This is a genomic window from Maritalea mobilis (assembly GCF_019800885.1).
Taxonomy (GTDB): domain Bacteria; phylum Pseudomonadota; class Alphaproteobacteria; order Rhodobacterales; family Rhodobacteraceae; genus Roseibacterium; species Roseibacterium beibuensis.
Map to the genome: position 1 here is coordinate 840,308 of NZ_JAHVKE010000002.1, position 22,911 is coordinate 863,218.

Below are 22,911 nucleotides of genomic sequence, written 5' to 3' on the forward strand. Positions count from 1 at the left end.
CCTAGGTCAGCATCATGAGCTTTGCCGATTTCCTCTCCGCCCCGATCCCCGAGCCCGTCGATCTGCCCGAGGCGCAGATCAGCGGGCCGCGCCGTTTCTTCAACCGTGAACTGAGCTGGCTCGCCTTCAACTGGCGCGTGCTGGAAGAGGCCGAGAACCCGCGCGTGCCGCTGTTGGAACGGGTGCGCTTCGTGTCGATCTCGGCGGGTAACCTCGACGAATTTTACACCGTGCGTGTCGCGGGCCTGCGCGAACTGGCGCAGGAGGGCAACACGACCCCCTCCGACGATGGCCGTACGCCCGCCGAACAGCTCAAGCTGATCAATGCCGACGCCCGCAGCCTGATGCAGCACCAGCAGGCGGCCTGGGTCAACCTCCGCAAGGAGCTGGAGGCCGAAGGCATCACCGTCGTCACCCGCTCGGGCCTCAAACCCGCGGATAAACGGTACCTCGAAGAGGTGTTCCTGACGCAGGTCTTCCCGGTGTTGTCGCCGCTGGCCATCGACCCGGCGCATCCGTTCCCCTTCATCCCGAACGAGGGGATCGCGCTGGCGCTGCACATGAAGCGGGAACGCGACGGGCGCGAGTTGCAGGCGCTTCTGCCGATCCCCAGCCAAATCGACCGCTTCCTGCGCCTGCCCGCGCCCGAGGGCGAGGCGCGCTTCCTGCCGCTGGAAGAGCTGTTGCTGACCCATATCGGCGCGCTGTTTCCGGGCTACAAGCTCGCCGGGCATTGCGCCTTCCGCGTGCTGCGCGACAGCGATCTTGAGGTCGAGGAAGAGGCCGAGGACCTCGTGCGCGAATTCGAGACCGCGCTGAAACGCCGCCGCCGGGGCGAGGTGGTGCGCCTTCAGATCAGCGCGGGCGCGCCCGAGGATCTGATGGCCGAGATCGTGGACCAGATGCACGTCACCGGCGACGAGGTGGTGCAGGTCAAGGGCATGATCGGCCTGGTCAGCCTGAAGGAGTTGGTGATCGACACGCGGCCCGACCTGCTGTGGAAATCCTTCACGCCGCGCGTGCCGGAACGGGTGCAGGACCATGACGGCGACATGTTCGCGGCGATCCGTCAGAAGGACATGCTGCTGCACCACCCGTACGAGACCTTCGACATGGTCATCCGCTTCCTGGCGCAGGCCGCGCGGGACCCCAACGTGGTGGCGATCAAGCAGACGCTTTACCGGACCTCGAACGAGTCCCCCATCGTCGAGGCGCTGTGCGAGGCCGCCGAGAACGGCAAATCCGTCACCGCGCTGGTCGAGTTGAAGGCCCGCTTCGACGAGGCCGCCAATATCCGCCAGTCGCGCAAGCTGGAACGTTCGGGCGCGCATGTGATCTACGGGTTCATCACCTACAAGACCCACGCCAAGATCAGCACCGTTGTCCGGCGCGAGGGCGACAGGCTGGTGACCTATACCCATTTCGGCACCGGCAACTACCACCCGATCACCGCGCGTATCTACACCGACCTCAGCCTTTTCACCTGCGACGACGCCTTGGGGCGGGACGCCACCAAGGTGTTCAACTATGTCGGCGGTTATGCCGAACCCGAGGGGCTGGAGAACCTGTCGATCTCGCCCCTTTCGCTGAAATCCACGATCATCGAGAACCTGCGCGCCGAGGCCGAGCATGCCCGCGCCGGAAAGCCCGCGATGGTCTGGGCCAAGATGAACAGCCTGATCGAGCCCGACGTGATCGACGCGCTCTACGAGGCGAGCCAGGCGGGGGTGAAGATCGACCTCGTGATCCGGGGCATCTGTGGCATTCGCCCCGGTGTGAAGGGCCTGTCGGAAAACATCCGCGTGAAATCCATCGTGGGCCGGTTCCTCGAACATTCCCGTATCGTGTGCTTCGGCAATGGTGCGGGCCTGCCCTCGAAAAAGGCGCGGGTCTATATCAGTTCCGCCGACTGGATGGGCCGCAACCTGAACCGGCGTGTCGAAACGCTGGTCGAATGCACCAACAACACGGTGAAGGCGCAGATCGTCAGCCAGATCATGGCGGCCAACCTCGCCGATGTGGCGCAGACCTGGGTGCTGCAACCCGACGGGAGTTTCCTGCGCCCGGACCTGTCCGAGTTGGAGAACCCGTTCTCCTGCCACCGCTTCTTCATGGAGAACCCCTCGCTCTCTGGGCGGGGGTCGGCCGGGGCCAAGGATGTGCCGGAACTGACCCACGGCGACGATTGAGGCGACCGCCCGTGACGATTGACGCCGTCCATGGCCCCGTGCGAACACTCGATCCATGACGCAGCGCGCGACCGCTTCGGGCCCGATGAGCCCGGTTGAACTGCATCCCGAATGGGGACCCTTCGGGGTGCCCTTGTTCGACGCCCCCGAGGCGCAGGCGCTCAAACGTGTGGGCGTGATCGATATCGGGTCGAACTCGGTCCGGCTGGTGGTGTTCGACGGGGCCGCGCGCAGCCCCGCCTATTTCTACAACGAAAAGATCCTGTGCGGCCTTGGCGCCGGCTTCTCGCAGACGGGGCGTCTGAACCCCGAGGGGCGCGTCCGCGCGCTGGCCGCGCTTCGCCGGTTTGCCGCGCTGACCAAGGGCATGGGCGTCGCGCCGCTGTTGACCGTGGCGACGGCGGCCGTGCGCGACGCCGAGGATGGGCCCGAGTTCCGCGCCGAGGTGATGGCCGAGACGGGCCTTGCCATCCAGATCGTCGACGGCGCGGAAGAGGCGCGGCTGTCGGCGCAGGGCGTTCTGGTCGGCTGGCCCGGGGCCGAGGGGCTGATCTGCGATATCGGCGGATCGTCCATGGAACTGGCGCAACTGACCGGCGACGGGCAGGTGGGAATGCGCCAGACCTCCAGCCTCGGGCCGCTCAAGCTCATGGGGATCAAGGGCGGCAAGAAAGCCATCCGCGCGCATATCAAGTCGCGCGTAACCGAGTTGGTGTCCCATTTCGAGACGAAGCCAAAGCGCCTGTTCCTGGTCGGCGGAAGCTGGCGGGCCATTGCGCGGGTCGACATGGAGCGGCGCGGCTACCCTCTCAAGGTGCTGCACGAATACCGGATGAAGCCCAAGGCGATCCTCGACACGATCAAGTACATCGCCAAGTCCGACCTAGAAGAGTTGCGCGCCCGCACCGGCACCTCGGCGGAACGGATGAAACTTGTGCCGCTGGCCTCCGAAGTGCTGAAGCGCCTCGTGCGGGAACTCCAGCCGCAGGAGGTCGCGATTTCCTCTTACGGGATCCGCGAAGGGCTGCTCTACGAACAGATGACGCCTGCGCTGCGCCAGCGCGACCCGCTGATCGAAGCCGCTCGCCATGCCGAGGCGTCCTCGGCCCGGATGCCGGGCTTTGGCCGCGCGCTCTATTACTTCGTCGAGCCGCTCTTCCCCCGTGCCCGCCCCGAGAAGCGCCGCCTGATCCGCGCCGCCTGCCTGCTGCATGACGTCAGTTGGCGCGCCCATCCCGACTACCGCGCCGAGGTCTGTTTCGACAACGCCACCCGCGCCAATCTCGGCGGGTTGACCCATGGCGAGCGGGTCTTCCTGGGTCTGGCGCTGCTGCACCGCTACAAAGGCAACCGCGCGGCCACCAATTTCGACGAGGCTCTGCTTCAGCTGCTCCCCGAGGACAAGGTGAAAGAGGCCGAGATCCTTGGCCGCGCCATGCGGTTCGGCGCGATGTTCACCGTCGAAAAGCCCTCGGATCACGGCGCGCTGCGCTACCGCCCGCAGCGGCACGAGTTGATCCTGACGCTGAAAACCGACCAGGGCAGGGCGCTCTTCGGCGAGGTCGCCGAGGCACGGTTCAGGGCGCTGGCCACGGCGCTCGGGGCCGAACCGATCGTCGAGGGCGCGGCTTAACCGGCTGGTAGGGATTTCCTGCATAGTCTGCGCAGAAGCGTTGTCCTACCGTTGGCTCAGCGCTTGGATCTGCCCCAGTGCCGGAGTACCTGCCATGACCTTGCTGAACTACCTCGCGGTTTCCCTCGTCTTCGTGATCGTCGTGATGTTTTCGGTCCTGGTATTCGGCCCGACCGCCGTTTCGGCGATGCCGGTCTAGGCGCGCCCCTGCCGGGGCTGGCGTCTTGTCCCTTTTCCCCTGGCCAGCCCCGGCGCCCCTTTCCAAGACTGCGGCCCCCGCGTGGGGCCGCTTTTTTGCGGGCGGGGTAGGGAAAGCCTGACTGCCGCCGCGACGGCCAAGCGGGTAGAGTGCCGCCCATCCAAGTGATGGGAGGCTGCCATGTCCCTTCTGAACAAGCTTTCGCTGACCCTGATCGCGCTTCTGGTCGTGATGGCCGCCGCGCTCTGGATCGGGATGCGCCCTGCTTCGGCCGGCGTATTCGGCACGCCCACGGGCGGCTGGGGGATCGACGCCCCGGCGCCCGCCCCGGCCCCCGGCCCGCGGGGTGGCGGGTTCGCATCTTCGGCCGGCGGATCGCCGAATGTCTGAGCACCGCTTGTGAGCGGTTTCGCCTTGGCTTAGACCCGACGGGACAACCAGAGTCCAAAGGGTCCGCCAGATGCGCCTTTCCCGTTACTTCCTTCCCGTTCTGAAAGAGACGCCCGCCGAGGCGCAGATCGTCAGTCACCGCTACATGCTGCGCGCCGGCATGATCAAGCAGGCCAGCGCCGGGATCTATTCCTGGCTGCCGCTTGGCTTCAAGGTGCTGCGCCGGATCGAGCAGATCGTGCACGAGGAACAGGTCCGCGCCGGCCATATCCCCATGCTGATGCCGACCCTGCAATCGGCCGACCTCTGGAAAGAGTCGGGGCGCTACGATGCCTATGGCCCCGAGATGCTCCGCATCCGCGACCGCCATGATCGCGACATGCTCTATGGTCCCACCAACGAAGAGCTGATCACCGACATCTTCCGCAGCCACGTGACCAGCTACAAGGACCTGCCGCTGACGCTGTATCACATCCAGTGGAAGTTCCGCGACGAGATCCGCCCCCGCTTCGGCGTGATGCGCGGCCGCGAATTCCTGATGAAGGACGGCTACAATTTCGACCTGACGAAAGAGGACGCGCTGCACGCCTATAACCGTCACCTCGTCAGCTACCTGCGCACCTACGAGCGCATGGGCCTGCAGGCCATCCCGATGCGTGCCGACAGCGGCCCCATCGGCGGCGACGACACACATGAATTCCTCGTGCTGGCCGAGACGGGCGAATCCGAGGTGTTCTACGACAGCGAGATCACCGACCTGAAATTCGGCGACCGCGAGATCGACTATGACAGCGTCGAGCAGTGCCGCGCCGTGCTGGAGGAATTCACCAGCCGCTACGCCCGCACCGACGAGACCCATGACGAGGCCGTCTGGGCCGACGTCCCCGAGGATCGCCGCCGCGTCGCCCGCGGAATCGAGGTGGGACAGATCTTCTATTTCGGCACCAAGTATTCCGAGCCGATGGGCGCCGTCGTGACCGATCGCGAAGGCAACCGCGTGCCGGTGCACATGGGCTCTCACGGGATCGGCGTCAGCCGCCTTGTCGGCGCGATCATCGAGGCGAGCCATGACGAGAACGGCATCATCTGGCCCGAGGGGGTCACGCCTTACCATGTCGGGATCGTGAACCTGAAACAGGGCGACGCCAGCTGTGACGCGGCCTGCGAGGATCTTTACAAGGCCTTCACCGCCAAGGGGCTGGAGCCGCTTTACGATGACCGCGAGGAACGCGCCGGTGCAAAATTCGCCACGATGGACCTGATCGGTCTGCCCTGGCGGATCACGGTCGGCCCGCGGGGCCTCAAGAACGGCATGGTCGAACTGACCAGCCGCCGCACCGGCGAAAGCGAAGAGATGACGCCCGAAGCCGCAATCGCCCGCGTGGCCGAGATCTATGCGCCGCACCTGCCGCTGATCGCGGGTTGAGCCGCGCGGCCGGCCTTAGCCTCCGAACACGAAAACGCCCGGACCTGATGGTCCGGGCGGTCTTGTTTCCCGGTCGGGGCCTTACTTCGTGGCGGGGACCATCGCGCCGGATCCCACCGTGCCGGTGCTGCCGCCCTGGCCCGCCATCGCCCACATCTCGTTGACGATATACTCGGAATACATCGCGACGTTCTGGTCGAACTCCTCGCGCGGCATGGCGTTGGTGTGGGACTCGATCCCGATGATCCGATAGCGCCCGTCCGTCTCGATAAAGAGCGGCGAGCCCGAGTCGCCCTGCAACGTATCGCATTGGTGGATCAGGCGGTTCTGGCTGCCGATCTCGACGAAGGGGCAATCCAGGTTGCCGGTCATCAGCCCCTGCTGGTCGTAGGAATACCCGGCCTGCATGATGTCGGGGCCATCGCCTGTGCGGGCGGCGGCGATCTCCGCGTCGCTCATGACCGTCACGTCCATCCAGCCGACCTGGTCGCCGATCGGGTTGGTCAGATAGAGGAAGGCGAAGTCATACCCCTCCTGCTCGCCCGCCATCCAGTTCGCAGGCACGTGGTAGCCGCTGATAGGTGAGCGGGCGACGAAATCGCCCCGGTCGAAGCCCGCGATGAATTCCACCGGCAGGGTGGTGATCTGGCCCTCGTCGGCCAGGCAATGACCCGCCGTCAGCACTGTCGCCGGCCCGATCAGGACGCCCGTACAACTGGCCGAGGACAGGTCCACGAAGCCGATCATGTTCCACGGTGCCTGCGACGGGTCGACCACGATGCGGTCATCCTCGCCGAAGAAGGCGCGGGCGAAGGTGGCGGCGAAGGGCGCCTCGCCCGACATCGACAGGATGGCCGAGGGGTAGTCGCCGTTGCTGGGCTGATAGGTGCCCACCCAGATGTCGTATTGCCCCGCCAGCGGTTCCTCGAAGCTCAGGCCCGGGTTCAGGCCCGAGCTGTCATCGTTGCAATGCCACTGCGCGTCGGGGGTGTTGACGAGGAGGACGGTGTCGTCGCGGGATTCGACGTAGATGGAGAGGGGTTCGCCCTCGGACGGGTCGTAGAACAGGCGGAAATCGGGGGCGTCGGCGAAATGGCCGGTGCAGCGATTGCCCGTCACGGCATCGGGAAACTCGCGTCGGATCTCGCCGCCCGCAAGGACGTGAATCCAGTTCGGATCGGGCTGGAACCCGCCGGTGATCGAGATCTCGCCGAAGGTCGAGGGCAGCGACCAATCCTGCGCAATCAAGGGGTTAGCAGAGGCCACGCAGCCGAAAACAAGGGCCGCGGCGACCTGCGCGCGAGGGGAAAAGACTTGCATCGAATACTCCCGAAAACGTCATGGGGCGGGGTGTGCGACGCTCAGGGTAGGGGCCGGGCACGGACCTGTCCACGCTCCTCTGCGGGGAAAAACCCGCGATCGCGGACGCCGCCCCTGGGCCGAAAACGACACGTCACACCCCGTACACACCCTGTACACACCCCGTACATACACGCCCCCTCAACGATTTCTTAACCCTTCCACGCCAGACTGGCCGCCTTCCACATCAGAGCGACAAGGGGGCCCGGAGATGACGACTCTGGACGAGGCCATGCACGGCAAGCCGCTGACCATGGCGCAGCGCAAACACCATTTCTACCTCGCCGACGCGCTGCGGCGGTTCGAATGGGACATGCACTCGGCCATCTTCATGGACCAGCGCATCCCGATGGAATGGCGCGAAATCGCCACCCGCCGCGAAAGCGCCAAGACACGGATCACCGTGCGGCTGGACGAGGACGTGGTGAAATGGTTCCGCTCGATGGGGCCGGGCTATCAGCCGCGCATGAACGACGTGCTGCGCGCCTTCATGCATGCGCGCCTGGGCGGGCTGATCCGGGGCCGCGACACGATCGAGCCGTTCAAGGAGTCGACGACCAGCCAGACGGCCCCGCCGCAATGGGGCGAGGCGGCAAGGGTGATGGGGGAGGAGGAGTGAGGGGGGATATGGCCCACAACGGAGATTGATCAACTGCTCTCTCGCCATCTTGGCCACCGTAGTCGGCCCAAATATAGTCGAGCCACCATTGTCCAAAGGTGTTTGTAAATGACCAATGCCCGATTGACCCTGCCCGAACCGGAAATCGATCTTTATCAAGATGGGTTCGACGGGGTTTGCCAACTGGACAGAGCAAGTGAGGGCAAAAAGCTCTCGAACTTAGTGGAAGCTATATCTGAACCGATGGTCATTGCTGTAGATGCGCCGTGGGGAGCCGGGAAGTCCGTTTTTTTGAAGTGTTGGGTTGGCGCCCACGCCAAGGAAAACAATGGAACCGCCAAAACGGTCTATTTTGATGCCTTCAAAAACGACTTCATGGACGATCCCTTGATCGGCCTGACCGGCACAATCTCTGAAAGGATAGAGACAACCGGCGCTACCAAGCGGCATTGGGAAAATGTAAAAAAGGCAGCATTTAAACTCGCGCGACCGGCTCTCAAGATCGGCTTGGCGCTCGCGACTGCGGGTGCGACTGAAGTCGCAGGAGTGGTCGGCGATGCCGGGCTAAACGCTGGATCGGATGAGTTGGAGAAAGCGTCCGAGGCTTTCTGGAAGAAAGAGGATGGCAGACGTGCGGCCATGCAGAGTTTTCGGGAAGCGCTGGAGGAGTTAGCCGCAGAAAACAAGCTAGTGATTGTGGTCGATGAACTAGACCGATGCCGGCCTGACTACGCCTTAAACCTGCTGGAGGTCATCAAGCATTTTTTTGACGTTCCAAACGTGCATTTTGTCCTTGGGGTCAATCTTAAAGAGTTAGCGAACAGCGTCCGTGCTCGCTACGGTGTCGGCGTTCAGGCGGACCGCTACCTGCAGAAATTCGTGACCCTTTCCATGCCCTTGGTACCGCGCCGTGGGCGATACACCTCCAACCGCACCCAGATGCGCCACTTCCAAAACGTCTCCGAAGGGATCGGTTTGTTTGGCGATTGGAAGTACAATTGGTTGGAGGAGTACTTGCAGTACGTTGACCACCACGCAAGGCTGAGTTTGCGTGATGTCGAGAAGATTGCCACGCTGGCGATGGTGACACCCGAGCCATCCCTAGATTCGCCGGCATCACCCCACTTTTATATTGGACTTTTGGTGCTGCAGGTATTGTCTCCGAGCGCGGTTGAAAGCGCCCGCCAAGGAAAACTCACTGGCGACGAGTTTTTCCGTGTTTTCGAACTTGAGCGCCGGTCCACGGATACTCGCGATCAGCGGTATGAGCATCATGTCATATGGCGGCTGACGACCAGCCAAGATCTCGATTCCCTTCCCAACTACTTGGATCAAGCGGTTGTCAGCTTTTTTCCAGATCGCAACCCGCGAGAAATTCTCCGTAGTGTAATCGCCGAAACCCTCGATGTGTTCCAACTGTGAAATAACTTCTGCCGATATTCAGTCAGAAAAGGAAGCCTCGATCCCTCGCGCAAACCGTCAATAAATGCATCCTGCGGTGAACTTTAGCTCCCCGCCCTACGCCTGCAGTGACCGCACGCCCAGCTTGCCGTCCTTGGCGGCGACCATGGCTTGGGCGGCGGCATGTGACCCTGCCAGCGTCGTGAAATAGGGGATCTTGTCGGCCAGCGTGACCGCGCGCATGGAGCGGCTGTTGTCCACGGGCTGTGCGCCCTCGGTCGTGTTCAGCACCAGTTGCACGCCGCCATCCTTGATGATGTCGACGATGCTGCGCCCACCCTCGCAGGCCTTGTTGCCCTCGTCGCGGTCACCTTTGAAATCCGCTTCGGTCAGACCTCCGGGACGTCGCCATTCGCAGGGAAAAGCCAAGCGCCTGCTCATGCAAGACCGCGCGATGCACACTGGTTTGTTGCATTCGCATTGATCTATCGCAAGTCTCCCGTCGTGGAACGAGATTAGTGTTGGTCCTTAGGAATTTATGGGAGGACATAAATCGATGAAGTGGATTATCGGAACGCGCCTCGTCGCCGTATTGATCTTGTTCGCAAGCCCGACCGTTGCCGACGTCGTGGGGGAGCGGGAGTACTTCGTCGCATGCGCCGGGTGTCACGGAGAAAGCGCATTGGGGGATGGCCCGCTGGCCGGTTTGCTGAACATAGAAACCCCCGGGCTTCTTCAGCTTTCGCAGGCGAACGGGGGTACCTTTCCGTTTGAAGCTGTCCTGGCAACGATCGATGGCCGGGACGGCATGCGGGCGCATGGCAGCGCGATGCCTGTCTGGGGCGAGCGCTTCCAGATTTCGGCGAGCAGCGAACGAGGCGAGACCGCGGACATGGTCGTGAGAGGCAGAATTCTTTCTCTCGTCACTTACCTGCAGTCGATCCAGCAGTAAGCGCAGACGCCGTTTCGACACGCGGATCGCTGGCGTAGGTCACACATGACGGGCGCCGCCCGCCGCGTCGTCTGACGGCCCTTATTCGGCAGAGGGCGCGGCGGGATAAATCCCGCCCTACGCCTGCAGTGACCGCACGCCCAGCTTGCCGTCCCTGGCGGCGACCATGGCTTGGGCGGCGGCGTGGCTGCCTGCCAGCGTCGTGAAATAGGGGATCTTGTCGGCCAGCGTGACCGCGCGCATGGAGCGGCTGTCTTCCACCGCCTGTGCGCCCTCGGTCGTGTTCAGGACCAGTTGCACGCCGCCATCCTTGATGATGTCGACGATGCTGCGTCCGCCCTCGTAGGCCTTGTTGACCACGTGGCTCGCGATGCCGTGCTCGGCCAGGTAGGCCGCGGTGCCACGGGTCGCGATGATGTCGAAGCCGAGGGTTTTCAGCATCTCGGCGGCCTCGATCAGGAGCGGGCCCTTGTCGGCGTCCTTGATCGAGATGAAGACGGTCCCGGCCTCGGGCAAATGCGTGCCCGCGCCAAGCTGCGCCTTGAGGAAGGCGCGGGGGAAGGTGCGGTCCCAGCCCATGACCTCGCCGGTCGAGCGCATTTCCGGCCCCAGCAGCGTGTCGACGCCGGGGAAGCGGGCGAAGGGCAGCACGGCCTCTTTCACCGAGAACCAGGGCGTGCGGAAATCGGCCAGCGCCATGGGGTCGCCGGGGATGATCGGGGTGTCGTCATCGACGGGCTGGTGCGGCTCGGCCATCGGGAAATCGGAGAGCTTTTCGCCCGCCATGAGGCGCGCTGCGATGGAGGCGATGGCGCTATCGGTGGCCTTGGCGACGAAGGGCACGGTGCGCGAGGCGCGGGGGTTGACCTCGATCAGGTAGATCTCGTCGTCCTTCACCGCGAACTGGACGTTCATCAGGCCGACCACGTTCAGCGCCCGGGCGAGCGCGTGAGTCTGTTCGATGATGCGGTCCTGGATCTCGGGCGAGAGGGTGTGCGGCGGGAGCGAACAGGCGCTGTCGCCGGAATGGACGCCCGCCTCTTCGATATGCTGCATGATGCCCGCGACATGGACGGCCTCGCCATCGCAGAGGGCGTCGACATCGACCTCGGTCGCGCCGTCGAGATAGCTGTCGAGGAGCACCGGGCTGTCGCCCGAGACGACAACGGCGTCGCGGATGTAACGGTCGAGCTGGGCGCTGTCGCGCACGATCTCCATCGCGCGGCCGCCCAAGACGTAGGAGGGGCGGATCACCAGCGGGTAGCCGAGTTGCTCGGCCGCGGATTTGGCCTCGGCATCGGTGGTGGCGATGGCATTCTCGGGCTGTTTCAGGCCGAGCTTCTGGACGAGCTGCTGGAAACGCTCGCGGTCCTCGGCCAGGTCGATGGCGTCCGGCGTGGTGCCGAGGATGGGGATGCCCGCGTCATGCAGCGCATTGGCCAGTTTCAGGGGCGTCTGGCCGCCGAACTGGACGATGACGCCGTGCAGCGTGCCGCGCTCCTGCTCGACGCGCAGGATCTCCATGACGTGTTCGTAGGTCAGCGGCTCGAAATAGAGGCGGTCTGAGGTGTCGTAATCGGTCGAGACCGTCTCGGGGTTGCAGTTGACCATGATGGTCTCATAGCCCGCGTCGCTGAGCGCGAAACAGGCGTGACAGCAGCAATAGTCGAACTCGATCCCTTGCCCGATACGGTTGGGGCCGCCGCCGAGGATGACGACCTTCTTGCGGTCGCTGGGGCGCGCCTCGCATTCCGTTTCGCCCATGACGGGGGTCTCGTAGGTGGAATACATGTAAGGCGTCTGCGCCTCGAACTCGGCGGCGCAGGTGTCGATGCGCTTGAACTGGGCGGTGACGCCGAGGTTCTTGCGGGCGCGGGCGATGTTCGTCTCGGTCCGGCCGGTCAGCTTGGCGAGGCGGGCATCGGTGAAGCCCATCATCTTGAGCGCGCGCAGGCCTTCCTCGGTCACCGGCAGGCCGTCGCGGCGGATATCGTCCTCGGTCTCGACGATCTCGCGGATGCGCGACAGGAACCACGGGTCGAAATGGGTGACCGCCTGGATCGTGTCGTTGGAGAGGCCGTGACGCATGGCCTGCGCGATGACGCGCAGTCGGTCCGGGGTCTGCTTGCTGAGGGCCTTGATGATGGCGGCCTCGTCCGGGGCGCCCTCGATCTCGATCTCGTCGAAGCCGGTCAGGCCGGTTTCCATCGAGGCCAGCGCCTTTTGCACGGATTCGTGGAAGGTGCGGCCGATGGCCATGGCCTCGCCCACCGATTTCATCGCGGTGGTCAGGGTGGGTTCGGAGCCCGGAAATTTCTCGAACGCGAAGCGCGGGATCTTGGTGACGACATAGTCGATGGTCGGCTCGAAGCTGGCCGGCGTGACCTTGGTGATGTCGTTGTCCAACTCGTCCAGCGTGTAGCCCACGGCCAGTTTCGCGGCGATCTTGGCGATGGGAAAGCCCGTGGCCTTGGAGGCCAGCGCCGAGGAGCGCGAGACGCGCGGGTTCATCTCGATCACGACCATGCGGCCGTCTTCGGGGTTCACGGCCCATTGCACGTTGGACCCGCCGGTCTCCACCCCGATCTCGCGCAGCACGGCGATCGAGCCGTTGCGCATGATCTGGTATTCCTTGTCGGTCAGCGTCAGGGCGGGGGCGACGGTGATCGAGTCGCCCGTGTGCACGCCCATCGGGTCCACGTTCTCGATGGAACAGACGATGATCGCGTTGTCCGCCTTGTCGCGGACGACCTCCATCTCGTATTCCTTCCAGCCCAGCAGGCTTTCATCGACGAGGATCTGCGCGACCGGAGAGGCCTCCATCCCCGTGCGGCAGTAATACTCGTATTCCTCGCGGTTGTAGGCCACGCCGCCGCCCGTTCCGCCGAGCGTGAAGGCGGGCCGGATGATGGCGGGCAGGCCGACATATTCGATGGCCTCGATGGCGTTCTTCATGCCGGCGGCGATGTCGTATTTGCCATCCGCGCCCTTGGGCGCGCTGACGATGGTGGCCTTGGGGTTTTCCAGCCCGATCCGGTCCATCGCTTCGCGGAACAGCTTGCGGTCCTCGGCCATCTCGATGGCGTCGCGCTTGGCGCCGATCATCTCGACGCCGAATTTTTCCAGCACGCCCATCTCTTCCAGCGCGAGCGAGGTGTTCAGCCCCGTCTGCCCGCCCATCGTCGGCAAGAGCGCGTCGGGGCGTTCCTTTTCGATGATCTTGGCGACGACCTCGGGGGTGATCGGCTCGATATAGGTGGCGTCGGCCAGTTCCGGGTCGGTCATGATCGTGGCCGGGTTCGAGTTGACCAGGATGACGCGGTAGCCTTCCTCGCGCAGGGCCTTGCAGGCCTGGGCGCCAGAATAGTCGAACTCGCAGGCCTGGCCGATGACGATGGGGCCCGCTCCGATGATCATGATCGACTGGATATCGGTTCTTTTCGGCATGTCATTCCCCAGGGTCAGCAGGCACCGGTCGAGGGACCGGGCCGGGCGGCGCGCAAATTGCTGGCGTTATAGACAGGCAAGCGTTGCGCGCAAGGGGCGATCCGGGGTGCAGACGGGCCGGGGGGACACCGCGACGCATTCCAAATGAACCGTGCGGCGGTTTTGAGCGTATACCTGTAAAGGAAACGTGACACGTGGAGGTCAGCCATGCCCATCAAGGCCATTTTCTTCGGCGCCATCGGAACGCTGGCCGAAACCTCGGAAGTGCAGCGCGAGGCCTTCAACCTTGCCTTCAAGCAATCTGGCCTCGACTGGGTGTGGGACCGAGCCAGCTATGTCCGGATGCTGGAGGTGCCGGGCGGCGCGCGGCGCATCGCCGATTTCGCCCGCATGATGGACGAGGTGGTGGACGCCCCGGCCATCTATTCGCGCAAGGTCGCCAATTTCCGCGCGCTGGTGCTGGATCGCGGGATCACCCCGCGCCCCGGCGTGGTCGAGGTGATCGAGGCCGCGCGCGCGGCCGGTGTGAAGATCGGCTGGGCCACCTCGACCTATCCTGACACGGTCGAGTTGATGCTGGAGGGGCTGGCGGGCTCCATCCCGCGGGATCGATTCGATTATATCGGAGACGGCGCGCGGGTCGCGGCGCGCAAACCCGCACCCGACATCTACCTCGATGCGCTGGCGCAGACGGGCGTTGCGGCCACCGAGGCGCTGGCCATCGAGGATACGCCCGAAAGCGCCGAGGCGGCCCTGGCCGCAGGGCTGCGCTGCGTGGCCTTCCCGGGCGAGGCGGCGCGCGCGCGGGCCTTCCCCGAAGGATGCGTGGTGGTGGACACGCTCTCGGTGGACCTGCTGAAAACCCCGCTCGCCGCCTGAGGCTTGCCCGCGCGCGCGCGCCGGTCTAGGCCGGTCGCGGATTGCATGGGGGTCTTCGGATGATCTGGCTTTATCTTGTCATCGCCATCGCGGGCGAGGTGATCGCCACGACCGCGCTGAAGGCCAGCGACGGGTTCACCCGCGCGGGCCCCGTGGCCATCGTCGTGGTGGGGTATGGCGTGGCCTTCTACTTCCTCGCGCTTGTGCTGCGCAGCCTGCCCCTTGGGGTGACCTACGCGATCTGGTCGGGCCTTGGCGTGGCGCTGGTCACGCTGATCGGCTGGCTGGTCTATGACCAGCGGCTGGACGGCGCGGCGATGATGGGGATCGGGCTGATCGTGGCGGGGGTGCTGGTGCTGAACCTGTTTTCCGGCACGACGCCGCATTGAGGCGCCGGAAAACTCGAGGTTTCCAGCCCGTTTTCGCCGGCGAAAACGTAGGCGCGCGTGCCGTCTATTCCGCCGCCATCCGGCGCGGGCGGTCGGCGGGGTAGAGGTAGTCGCGGGTCAGCGGCACGGCCTCTTGCCGGCGGGTCATCTGGTACTGGAAGACGCATTGCCCATGGTGGCGGAAGGTCACCTCGCAGGCCTTCAGGTAATAACGCCACATCCGGCAGAAGCGCTCGTCATAGAGCGCGCGGGCCTTGTCCTCGTTCGCGACGAAGCGGTCGAACCAATGGCGCAGCGTCTCGGCGTAATGCAGGCGCCAGACCTCGATATCGGTCGGGTAAAGCCCGGCCTTTTCCACCGCCGCCGCCATTTCCGACAGGGCGGGCACATAGCCGCCGGGGAAGATGTATTTCGTGATCCAAGGGCTGGTGGCGCCGGGCGGAGTGGAGCGCCCGATGGTGTGGATCAGGGCCACGCCGTCGTCCTTGAGCCGGTCATGGACCGTCTCGAAATACTCGCGGTAATGGGGCACGCCGACATGTTCGAACATGCCGATGGAGACGATCCGGTCGAACTGCCCGGTGACTGAGCGATAGTCCCGCAACTCGAACCGCACCCTGTCCGAGAGGCCCGCCGCGGCGGCGCGCTCGGTCGCGATCTTGTGCTGTTCCTCGCTGAGGGTGACGCCCAGCACCTTGACCCCGTAATCGCGCGCCAGCGTCAGCGCCATGCCGCCCCAGCCGCAGCCGATCTCGAACACCTCCATGCCCGGTTCCAGCAGAAGCTTGCCCGCGATGTGATGCTTCTTGGCCTCCTGCGCGGCCTCGAGCGACATCTCGGGATCGGCGAAATAGGCGCAGGAATACTGCCGGTCGGCATCGAGGAAGAGATCGTATAGCTCGCCCGACAGGTCGTAGTGATGCGCCACGTTCTGGCGCGCCTTGTAGGCCGGGTTCCACTGGTCGAAGCGGCGGCGCGCGCGGCGGGCCGTCTGCCCGATCTCGCGCCACAAGACCTTCTGCTTGCGGTTGGAGTTCTGAACGGCGAGGGCCAGCAGCCCCTCGACATCGTCCTGCGCCACGCTCAGGCGGCCATCCATATAGGCTTCGCCCAAGGCGATCTCGGTGTTCAAAACCAGCTTTCGCGGCAGGCTGGGGTCGGTCATGGTGACGCGAACGGGCTCTGCCCCCTCCTCGCCGTAGCGCCGCGTGGTGCCATCGGGATAGGTAATTTCGACTGCGCCGATCACGAACAGATCCCGCAGCATACGGTCGAGGATACGGTCCCACATCGCGGCTCTCCTCGCGGGTGTCGGTGCTTCCCTTCCTGCGACAATCAGTCTGCCGGATTGCGACAATTTTTCAAGAGGCGCGTTGAAACGCCTGTCTTTCTTGGGAAAAGCTTGATCTGCGTCAACCTGATCCGACGTGTTTCGTGGTCTTGTAAGCCGACGCCGGGCCGGAGAGTCGCGCAGCTGCGCCGCCCTCCGAGGATCTGGCCGGCGACCCGATGGAGGTGGGACATGAACGCACAAACGGGCCGGATCGGACCGAACGCCATTCTGCAACTTGTCCCCGTTCTGGAGGACGAGGCCGGCCCCGAGGTCACGGCCCATCTGATGGCCATGGCGGGGGTGATCGAAATTCCCAATCCGGCCGAGGGGCTGATCGACGAGGGGCCCGCCGCGCGGCTGCACCAGGCCATGCGGGCAGAGATGCCCGATGCCGCCCCGCGCCTGGCCAAGGAAGCGGGGAAACGGACCGGGGACTACATCCTCGCCCACCGGATCCCCTCCAAGGCGCAAGCCATCCTGCGGCTCTTGCCGGCACGCCTTGCCGCGCCGATCCTGGCCAAGGCCGTCGCGAAACATGCCTGGACCTTTTGCGGGTCGGGCGATTTCCGGCTGGTTTCGACATGGCCCGTGGTGTTCGAGATCGGCGACAACCCGGTGGTGCGAGGGGAACGTTCGGATGTGCCGCTGTGCCATTGGCACGCGGCGGTGTTCGAGCGGTTGTTCTCGGAACTCTGCGGGCCTGGCTGGAGCTGCGAAGAGGTCGCCTGCTGCGCCCAAGGGGCCGAGGCGTGCCGCTTCGAGATGGCCCGCGTGCGGTGATCCGGGGTATTGCGCCGCGGCGTTGCCGCGTCGCCCGGTGGGCTGTGCCCTCGGACCCCCTCCGGGGGCCACTCGGGCGCAGCGGGGCGTGGGACGCCCCTGCATATTTGAAGGATAAAGATGGGTGCGTTTAACGCCTTCTTTACCTTGGCGCTCCATATTCGAGGCACGGTACAGGCAGGCATGCCGATGACCGTGGATGAAGATGCACGCCCTGCCTCGTGAAGCCGGTTCGGATAGCGGGGCAGGGCGTCGCCTTTCGCGCCCTTCCCATCTTTATCCAGAAAAATATGCCGGCTCGCGGGTCACGATCTCAGGCCGAGGTCGAAATCCTGGCGCCCCCGGCCGCTTGCGGCCGGGCGGGCTGTCGATGGCTTCCCCTGGGAAGCTTGAGACAGGCCGCACAACCGCCCGTCAGGGCAGGAATTGCGCCGGATCGACCGATTCGAACCCGCGACGGACTTCGAAATGCAGGAAGGACGGGTCGCCTGCGCCCACCTCGGCCACGCTCTGACCGCGGCTGACGCTGTCTCCGCGCGACACGCGGATGTTCTGGATATTGGCATAGACGGTCAGCAACCCGTCCTCGTGTCGGATCACGAGGATCGGGATCTGGTCGGTGTCCTGCGTGATCGCGGCGACGGTGCCGTTGGCGGCGGCGCGCACGGCGGTGCCGGCCGGGGCGGCATAGTCGATCCCGTCGGTTCCGGCCGAGAAATCGCGCAGGACCGACCCGTCGACGGGCCGCACGAAGCGCGCGTTGGTCTCGGGCTGCGGCGCCGGGGCGGGGGCGGCCGGCCCGCCGCCCGTTGCCGGCGGCAGGGGGGCGGCCTCGATCGCGTCGGGAAGCGGGTTGGCCGCCGAGGGCGGCGGCGGCGCGATCGAGGCGCCCGGACGCTGTGCCTCGGTATCGGCGGCGGCCTGCTCGATCACGATCGGGATAATCAGGTACTGCCCCTCGCGCACGGCCAGGTCGGGGCCGAGCCCGTTCCATTCGGCCAGCGACCGCACCGACACGCCGTAGAGCCGCGCGATGGAATAGGCCGTTTCGCCGCGTCCGACGCGGTGCTGCACCGGTTCCTGCCCGGGCTGGAGCGCCGGACCGGACGCCGAGGGCCCCCGTGCCTCGGCCTCGTCGATCGCCCCGCGGGCGAGCGCGGCGATATCGGTGCCCGCTCCGGCGCCCGGCGCCACGCGGCGCGGCATCGCCAGGACCTCGTCGGCGCGCAGCGTGTCCGTTGCATTGCGCCCGTTGAACCGCGCCAGTTCCTCGGGGCTCAGCCCCACGCGCGTGGCCACATCGGCCACGGTATCGCCGCGGCGGGCCACGACCATCTGGTAGCTTTCATAGGTGATCAGACCGTTGGCATCGGGCTCGGGGCGCGGTGCTGTTTCGGACCCGACACCGGACGAGATCGGCCCGCCGCGAAAATCGAAATCGAGCTCCGGCACGGCCCCGACGCAGCCGGCCAGCAAAGGGACGGAGAGGCCGAGGGCGAGGATCGGGGTCAATCGGGGCATGGTGCGGTCCTGTGCTCGGGCCGGCCGGAACATGGGCCGGAGGTGCTCGTCACTCGTCATCAGGGGCATCGCCCCCTGTTTTGCAAGGGTTCTACACCGAAGCGCGGTCCGGTTTCCAGCCCCCGCGCCGCTCAGTCCCGCGCCAGCCCTTCGACCAGCGGCACGAAGCGCACGGGCATCAGTTCCTCGTAGTCGAACCCGTCGGCCCTGCGCGTCACCTTGATGAGGCTTTGCACGTGATCGGACTGTCCGACCGGCAGAACCATGATCCCGCCCTCCTTCAACTGCGCCAGCAGCGGGCCCGGCGGGTCCTCGGCCGCTGCGGTCACCAGGATGCGGTCGAACGGCCCCTGGTCCGGCAGCCCGAAACAGCCATCCGAGGTCAGCACCGTGATGTTGGAATAGCCGCCACGGGTAAAGATCAGCTCCGCTGCGCGGGTCAGGCTGCGGTGGCGGTCGACGGTGTAGACGCGCCGCGCCAGGTGGCTCAGCACCGCCGCCTGGTAGCCCGAGCCGGTGCCGACCTCCAGCACCGTGTCGCGCGGCTGCACCTGCAAGGCCTGCGTCATGAGCCCGACGACCGAGGGCTGGCTGATGGTCTGGCCGCAGGAAATCGGCAGGGGCATGTCGTCATAGGCGCGATCGGCGAAATGCCCGCGGACGAATTGCCCCCGATCGACCTTTTCCATCGCCGACAAGACGCGCGCATCCGTTACGCCCTTCTGGCGCAACTGGAACAGGAACTGCATCTTGCGTTCGGCGTCGTCTATCATTCCAGCGCAGACCTCAGACCGTCCAGCGCCTCGTGCGCGGTCAGGTCCGCCCGCAGCGGCGTGACCGAGATGTAGCCGTCGAGATTGGCGTGCGCGTCGGTGCCCGGCTGGGTCGGCACATCCTGCGGCCCGCCCCGGATCCAAAGGAAGCGCCGGCCATTGGGGGCGACCTGCGGCGACATGCCGAACCCCGTGCCGCGCCGGAACCCCTGCGCGGTCACGCGGGTGCCCTTCACCTCCGAGGCGGGCAGGGGCGGGAAATTCACGTTGTAGAACACGCGGTAATCCTCGCGGTCCCAATGCCCCTGCTCCCAAAGCGTGCGAACCAGCGCCGCGCCATGGGCGACGGCGGCCTCGAACGGATCGTCGAGGCCGATGTTCTTCGGCCCGAGATACTGGCTCAGCGCAATCGCGGGCAGGCCCTGAAGCGCGGCTTCCATCGCGCCGCCGATGGTGCCGGAATACAGCACGTTCTCGGCGGCGTTGTTGCCCCGGTTCACCCCCGACAGGACAAGGTCGGGCGGCGTGTCGGCCAGCACGTCGCTCAGCCCCGCCAGCACGCAATCGGCCGGCGTGCCCTCGGCGGCGAACCGGCGCGGGCCCAGCTCGGCGATCATCGTGGGGTGGACGTAGGAAATGCAATGCGCCACGCCCGATTGCTCGAAGGCCGGCGCGACGGTCCAGACCTCGCCCGAGGGGCCAGCCACCTCGGCGGCGATGGCCTCCAGCACCGTCAGGCCCGGGGCGTTGATGCCGTCGTCATTGGTGATGAGAATGCGCATGGAAACTCCGGAAGGTCAGGCGTGGGTGGCGCAAAAGGGCCGCTTTCGCGTGTAGCCCGTGGACCTTGGGCGAACAAGGGGGCCACCGCAGCGCACCCCTGCGCCGTGAGCCTGTGGTCACGCCCCGCGGGCAGCAGAGCCCGGCCCATTGCATCTTTATCCCGAAAAATATGCCCGCCGGAGGCGTCAGCGCGGCAAGGGGCTCGATGCCCCTTGTCGCGCTTGCCCGGGCGACGCGGCAAGGCCGCGGCGCCCCCCTCGGATCAGGCGCGCAAGGCCACCCCTTGCCGCGTGGCCTGTCCCAGCAGAAGCACAGCCCCCGCCACCGCCGCAAACCCATAGAGCGTGGGCCAGTTCGCCACCGCGATGCCCACGGCGGCCCAGCCGGCGGCGAAGGCATAGGTCGGCGCGCGCAGCCGCTGGCTCAGCGGCAGGGCGATCAGAAGGGCCAGCGCCAGCCCCGCCCAACTGGCGGTCATCGGTTCCAATAGCCCAAAGCCCATGACCACCGTTGCCGTCGCGACCGAACTGGCCGCCGTCAGCCACCCGGCATAGAGCCCGATCGGCCAGGCCAGCCACCCCCGGTCCCGCACGGGCGCGCGCAAGAGCGCCCAGACGGCCCCGGCCCACATCACCCAGATCAGCACCGTGGCCATAACCGGCGAGCTCAGCGCGATCGGGATCCACGCCGCCCCCACCGCGAAGGACAGGAACAGCGGCCAGCGTATCGCGTCCCAGTCGGGCGCGCTGTCGCGCTTGATCAGGCCGAACAGGGCCGAGGCGACCAGCCAGATGTAGATGACGCCCCAGATCGCGAAGGCATAGCCCGCGGGCGTGACCGGTGGCTCCAACACCTCGACCGGCATCTGCCCCGGCTCGAACCCGGTGAAAGGCTCGTTCAGGAAGGGCGAGACGAAAAACGCCACCGCAGCGATCACGACGAAGACGGCCTTCATCCGCGCCGTGTCGCGCGGGTCGTCGGGGTTTTCGGGCGGCGGGTCGTTTGGGTTGATTTCAGTCAAGGGTTCCCTCGGCGGTGATGCGGGTTCTCCCCCCCATGTAGGGATGCAGCACCTCCGGCAACAGGACCGAGCCGTCTTCCTGCTGCCCGTTTTCCAGAACCGCGATCAGGCAGCGCCCCACGGCCAGGCCCGATCCGTTCAGCGTATGGACGAACTCGGGCTTGCCGCCGCTTGTCGGACGGAAGCGCGCGTTCATCCGCCGCGCCTGGAAATCGCCGCAGGTCGAGACCGAGGAAATCTCGCGATAGGTGTTCTGGCCCGGCAGCCATGCCTCGATGTCATAGGTCCGCCGCGCGCCAAAGCCCATGTCGCCGGTGCACAGCACGACCGTGCGGTAAGGGATGTTCAGCGCTTCGAGGATGCCCTCGGCGCAGCGCAGCATGCGCTTTTGTTCCTCGTCCGAATGGTCGGGATGGGTGATCGAGACCATCTCGACCTTCTCGAACTGGTGCTGGCGTAGCATGCCCGCCGTGTCGCGCCCCGCCGAGCCCGCCTCGGACCGGAAGCACAGCGAATGCGCGGTGTAGCGGCGCGGCAGATAGCTTTCCTCGACGATCGTGTCGTTGACGATATTGGTCAGCGACACCTCCGAGGTCGGGATCAGCCACCAGCCATTGGTCGTCTGGTAGCTGTCCTCGCCGAACTTGGGCAGTTGCCCCGTGCCGTACATGATGTCGTCGCGGACGAGGACGGGGGCGTTGACCTCGGTCAGGCCGTTTTCCAGCGTGTGGGTGTCGAGCATGAACTGCGCCAGCGCGCGGTGCAGGCGGGCGACGGCGCCCGACATCAGCACGAAACGCGAGCCGGAAAGCTTGGCCGCCGTCTCGAAATCCATGCCGTCCTGAACGGCGGCCAGCTCGTAATGTTCCTTGGGTTGGAAGTCGAATTCGCGCGGGGTGCCCCAGCGGTGGATCTCGACATTGTCGGCCTCGTCCGCGCCCTCGGGCACGTCGTCATAGGGCAGGTTCGGGATGCCCGACAGCAGGTCGCGGAGGGCCGCGTCCTTCTCCTTGGCCTCGTCCTCCAGTCTTGCGATTTCCTCTTTCTTTTCAGAGACAAGCGCGCGGAGGCGTTCGAACTCGGCCTCGTCCCCGCTGGCCTTTGCCTTCCCGACTTCCTTGGAGGCAGCGTTGCGCTCGGCCTGCGCGGCCTCGGCCTTCTGGATGCAGGCGCGGCGGGCCTCGTCGAGAGCGAGGATCGCGGGCGATTGGGGCGCAAGGCCCCGGCGGGCCAGCGCGGCGTCGAAGGCGTCGGGGGTCTCGCGGATGGCGCGGATGTCGTGCATGGGGGCCTCGGCTCAGCGAATGCGGTCGCGCGCGGGTATGCCAGAGCCCGGGGCGGGGGAAAAGGGGCGGGTTTGTCAGGCGACGCCCTTGCCGCCGTGCCCCTCTGCGCCCATGTGACCCGGACCACCCGCCGGGGCTGCCTTGCCAAGGCAGCGCCCCGGAATTAGGGTGCCGCGACTTTTGACCGGGGGGGACCGATCCGCCCCCGACAGACATGACAGAGGACCCCGATGGAAGCCTTCGCCCAGTTCGTCCCGCTGATCCTGATCTTCGCGATCATGTATCTCCTCCTGATCCGCCCGCAGCAGAAGAAGGTGAAGGAGCATCAGGCCATGGTCGCGGCGCTGCGCCGGGGGGACGAGATCGTCACGCAGGGCGGGCTGATCGGCAAGATCACCAAGGTCAAGGACGACAACGAGGTCGAGGTCGAGCTGAGCCAGGGTGTGAAGGTGCGCGTGCTGCGCCCGACCATCGCGCAGGTCCGCTCCAAGACCGAGCCCGCCGCCAACGACTGAGCCCCTCGCGCCCCGG

Annotated in this window: 20 protein-coding genes; 11 read left to right on the plus strand and 9 right to left on the minus strand. The window is 65.9% G+C overall.

Features of this window, described 5'->3' with window-relative positions; all coding sequences use genetic code 11:
- Positions 1 to 14 precede the first annotated feature (14 nt).
- The 4 genes from KUV65_RS13060 to proS all read left to right on the plus strand — a co-directional run bounded on the left by KUV65_RS13060 (position 15) and on the right by proS (position 5,837).
- On the plus strand, positions 15 to 2,189 hold the full coding sequence (locus tag KUV65_RS13060; protein WP_222191122.1) for an RNA degradosome polyphosphate kinase: 2,175 nt from the start codon (positions 15 to 17) through the stop codon (positions 2,187 to 2,189).
- Between the two features lie 55 nt (positions 2,190 to 2,244).
- The gene (locus KUV65_RS13065; protein ID WP_222191123.1) at positions 2,245 to 3,822 is read left to right on the plus strand and encodes a Ppx/GppA family phosphatase; all 1,578 of its coding nucleotides are present in this window, start codon (positions 2,245 to 2,247) and stop codon (positions 3,820 to 3,822) included.
- Positions 3,823 to 4,201: 379 nt separating this feature from the next.
- Positions 4,202 to 4,411, plus strand: coding sequence for a hypothetical protein (locus tag KUV65_RS13070; protein WP_222191124.1), 210 nt, complete (start codon positions 4,202 to 4,204; stop codon positions 4,409 to 4,411).
- Between the two features lie 70 nt (positions 4,412 to 4,481).
- A complete protein-coding gene (proS, locus tag KUV65_RS13075) occupies positions 4,482 to 5,837 on the plus strand; it encodes a proline--tRNA ligase (protein WP_222191125.1) in 1,356 nt (451 codons plus the stop codon).
- 81 nt (positions 5,838 to 5,918) lie between these two features.
- Here the strand turns inward: proS and KUV65_RS13080 are convergent, their stop codons facing one another.
- Positions 5,919 to 7,157 (minus strand): trypsin-like serine peptidase, encoded by a 1,239-nt coding sequence (locus tag KUV65_RS13080; protein WP_222191126.1) that lies wholly within the window; start codon positions 7,155 to 7,157, stop codon positions 5,919 to 5,921.
- A gap of 250 nt (positions 7,158 to 7,407) precedes the next feature.
- On the opposite strand from KUV65_RS13080, the gene KUV65_RS13085 reads away from it, so the two are divergent.
- On the plus strand, positions 7,408 to 7,815 hold the full coding sequence (locus KUV65_RS13085; RefSeq protein WP_222191127.1) for a BrnA antitoxin family protein: 408 nt from the start codon (positions 7,408 to 7,410) through the stop codon (positions 7,813 to 7,815).
- A 108-nt stretch (positions 7,816 to 7,923) separates the two neighbouring features.
- Positions 7,924 to 9,237: a KAP family P-loop NTPase fold protein gene (locus tag KUV65_RS13090; protein WP_222191128.1), complete on the plus strand. Its 1,314-nt coding sequence runs from the start codon at positions 7,924 to 7,926 to the stop codon at positions 9,235 to 9,237.
- 96 nt (positions 9,238 to 9,333) lie between these two features.
- Here the strand turns inward: KUV65_RS13090 and KUV65_RS13095 are convergent, their stop codons facing one another.
- Positions 9,334 to 9,657: a hypothetical protein gene (locus KUV65_RS13095; RefSeq protein WP_222191129.1), complete on the minus strand. Its 324-nt coding sequence runs from the start codon at positions 9,655 to 9,657 to the stop codon at positions 9,334 to 9,336.
- 115 nt (positions 9,658 to 9,772) lie between these two features.
- Here KUV65_RS13095 and KUV65_RS13100 point away from each other — a divergent pair, with 115 nt between their 5' ends.
- Complete coding sequence (locus KUV65_RS13100) at positions 9,773 to 10,168, plus strand: cytochrome C (protein WP_222191130.1); 396 nt, start codon at positions 9,773 to 9,775, stop codon at positions 10,166 to 10,168.
- A 117-nt stretch (positions 10,169 to 10,285) separates the two neighbouring features.
- On the opposite strand, the gene carB is transcribed toward KUV65_RS13100, so the two are convergent.
- Entirely contained in the window at positions 10,286 to 13,615 is a 3,330-nt protein-coding gene (gene carB / locus KUV65_RS13105) for a carbamoyl-phosphate synthase large subunit (RefSeq protein ID WP_222191131.1), read from the minus strand.
- 207 nt (positions 13,616 to 13,822) lie between these two features.
- Between carB and KUV65_RS13110 the strand changes: the two genes are divergently transcribed.
- A complete protein-coding gene (locus KUV65_RS13110; protein WP_222191132.1) occupies positions 13,823 to 14,494 on the plus strand; it encodes an HAD family hydrolase in 672 nt (223 codons plus the stop codon).
- Between the two features lie 59 nt (positions 14,495 to 14,553).
- Positions 14,554 to 14,883 (plus strand): DMT family transporter, encoded by a 330-nt coding sequence (locus KUV65_RS13115; RefSeq protein WP_222191133.1) that lies wholly within the window; start codon positions 14,554 to 14,556, stop codon positions 14,881 to 14,883.
- Between the two features lie 64 nt (positions 14,884 to 14,947).
- Here KUV65_RS13115 and KUV65_RS13120 read toward each other — a convergent pair whose 3' ends face one another.
- On the minus strand, positions 14,948 to 16,174 hold the full coding sequence (locus KUV65_RS13120) for an SAM-dependent methyltransferase (RefSeq protein WP_261331749.1): 1,227 nt from the start codon (positions 16,172 to 16,174) through the stop codon (positions 14,948 to 14,950).
- Between the two features lie 231 nt (positions 16,175 to 16,405).
- Here KUV65_RS13120 and bchJ point away from each other — a divergent pair, with 231 nt between their 5' ends.
- Positions 16,406 to 16,996, plus strand: a complete 591-nt coding sequence (gene bchJ / locus KUV65_RS13125; RefSeq protein WP_222191134.1) for a bacteriochlorophyll 4-vinyl reductase — start codon at positions 16,406 to 16,408, stop codon at positions 16,994 to 16,996.
- Positions 16,997 to 17,410: 414 nt separating this feature from the next.
- Here bchJ and KUV65_RS13130 read toward each other — a convergent pair whose 3' ends face one another.
- From KUV65_RS13130 to serS, 5 genes are all read right to left on the minus strand, one after another.
- Positions 17,411 to 18,517: a M23 family metallopeptidase gene (locus tag KUV65_RS13130; protein ID WP_222191135.1), complete on the minus strand. Its 1,107-nt coding sequence runs from the start codon at positions 18,515 to 18,517 to the stop codon at positions 17,411 to 17,413.
- Positions 18,518 to 18,648: 131 nt separating this feature from the next.
- Positions 18,649 to 19,290, minus strand: coding sequence for a protein-L-isoaspartate(D-aspartate) O-methyltransferase (locus KUV65_RS13135; protein WP_222191136.1), 642 nt, complete (start codon positions 19,288 to 19,290; stop codon positions 18,649 to 18,651).
- Positions 19,287 to 20,072 (minus strand): 5'/3'-nucleotidase SurE, encoded by a 786-nt coding sequence (gene surE / locus KUV65_RS13140; RefSeq protein ID WP_222191137.1) that lies wholly within the window; start codon positions 20,070 to 20,072, stop codon positions 19,287 to 19,289. The genes KUV65_RS13135 and surE overlap by 4 nt, the downstream gene beginning before the upstream one ends.
- A 263-nt stretch (positions 20,073 to 20,335) precedes the next feature.
- Positions 20,336 to 21,094, minus strand: coding sequence for a hypothetical protein (locus KUV65_RS13145; RefSeq protein WP_222191138.1), 759 nt, complete (start codon positions 21,092 to 21,094; stop codon positions 20,336 to 20,338).
- Entirely contained in the window at positions 21,087 to 22,379 is a 1,293-nt protein-coding gene (gene serS, locus KUV65_RS13150) for a serine--tRNA ligase (RefSeq protein WP_222191139.1), read from the minus strand. Before serS ends, KUV65_RS13145 begins: the two co-directional genes overlap by 8 nt.
- A 231-nt stretch (positions 22,380 to 22,610) precedes the next feature.
- Here serS and yajC point away from each other — a divergent pair, with 231 nt between their 5' ends.
- On the plus strand, positions 22,611 to 22,895 hold the full coding sequence (gene yajC / locus KUV65_RS13155; RefSeq protein WP_222191140.1) for a preprotein translocase subunit YajC: 285 nt from the start codon (positions 22,611 to 22,613) through the stop codon (positions 22,893 to 22,895).
- The last annotated feature ends 16 nt before the right edge of the window (positions 22,896 to 22,911 follow it).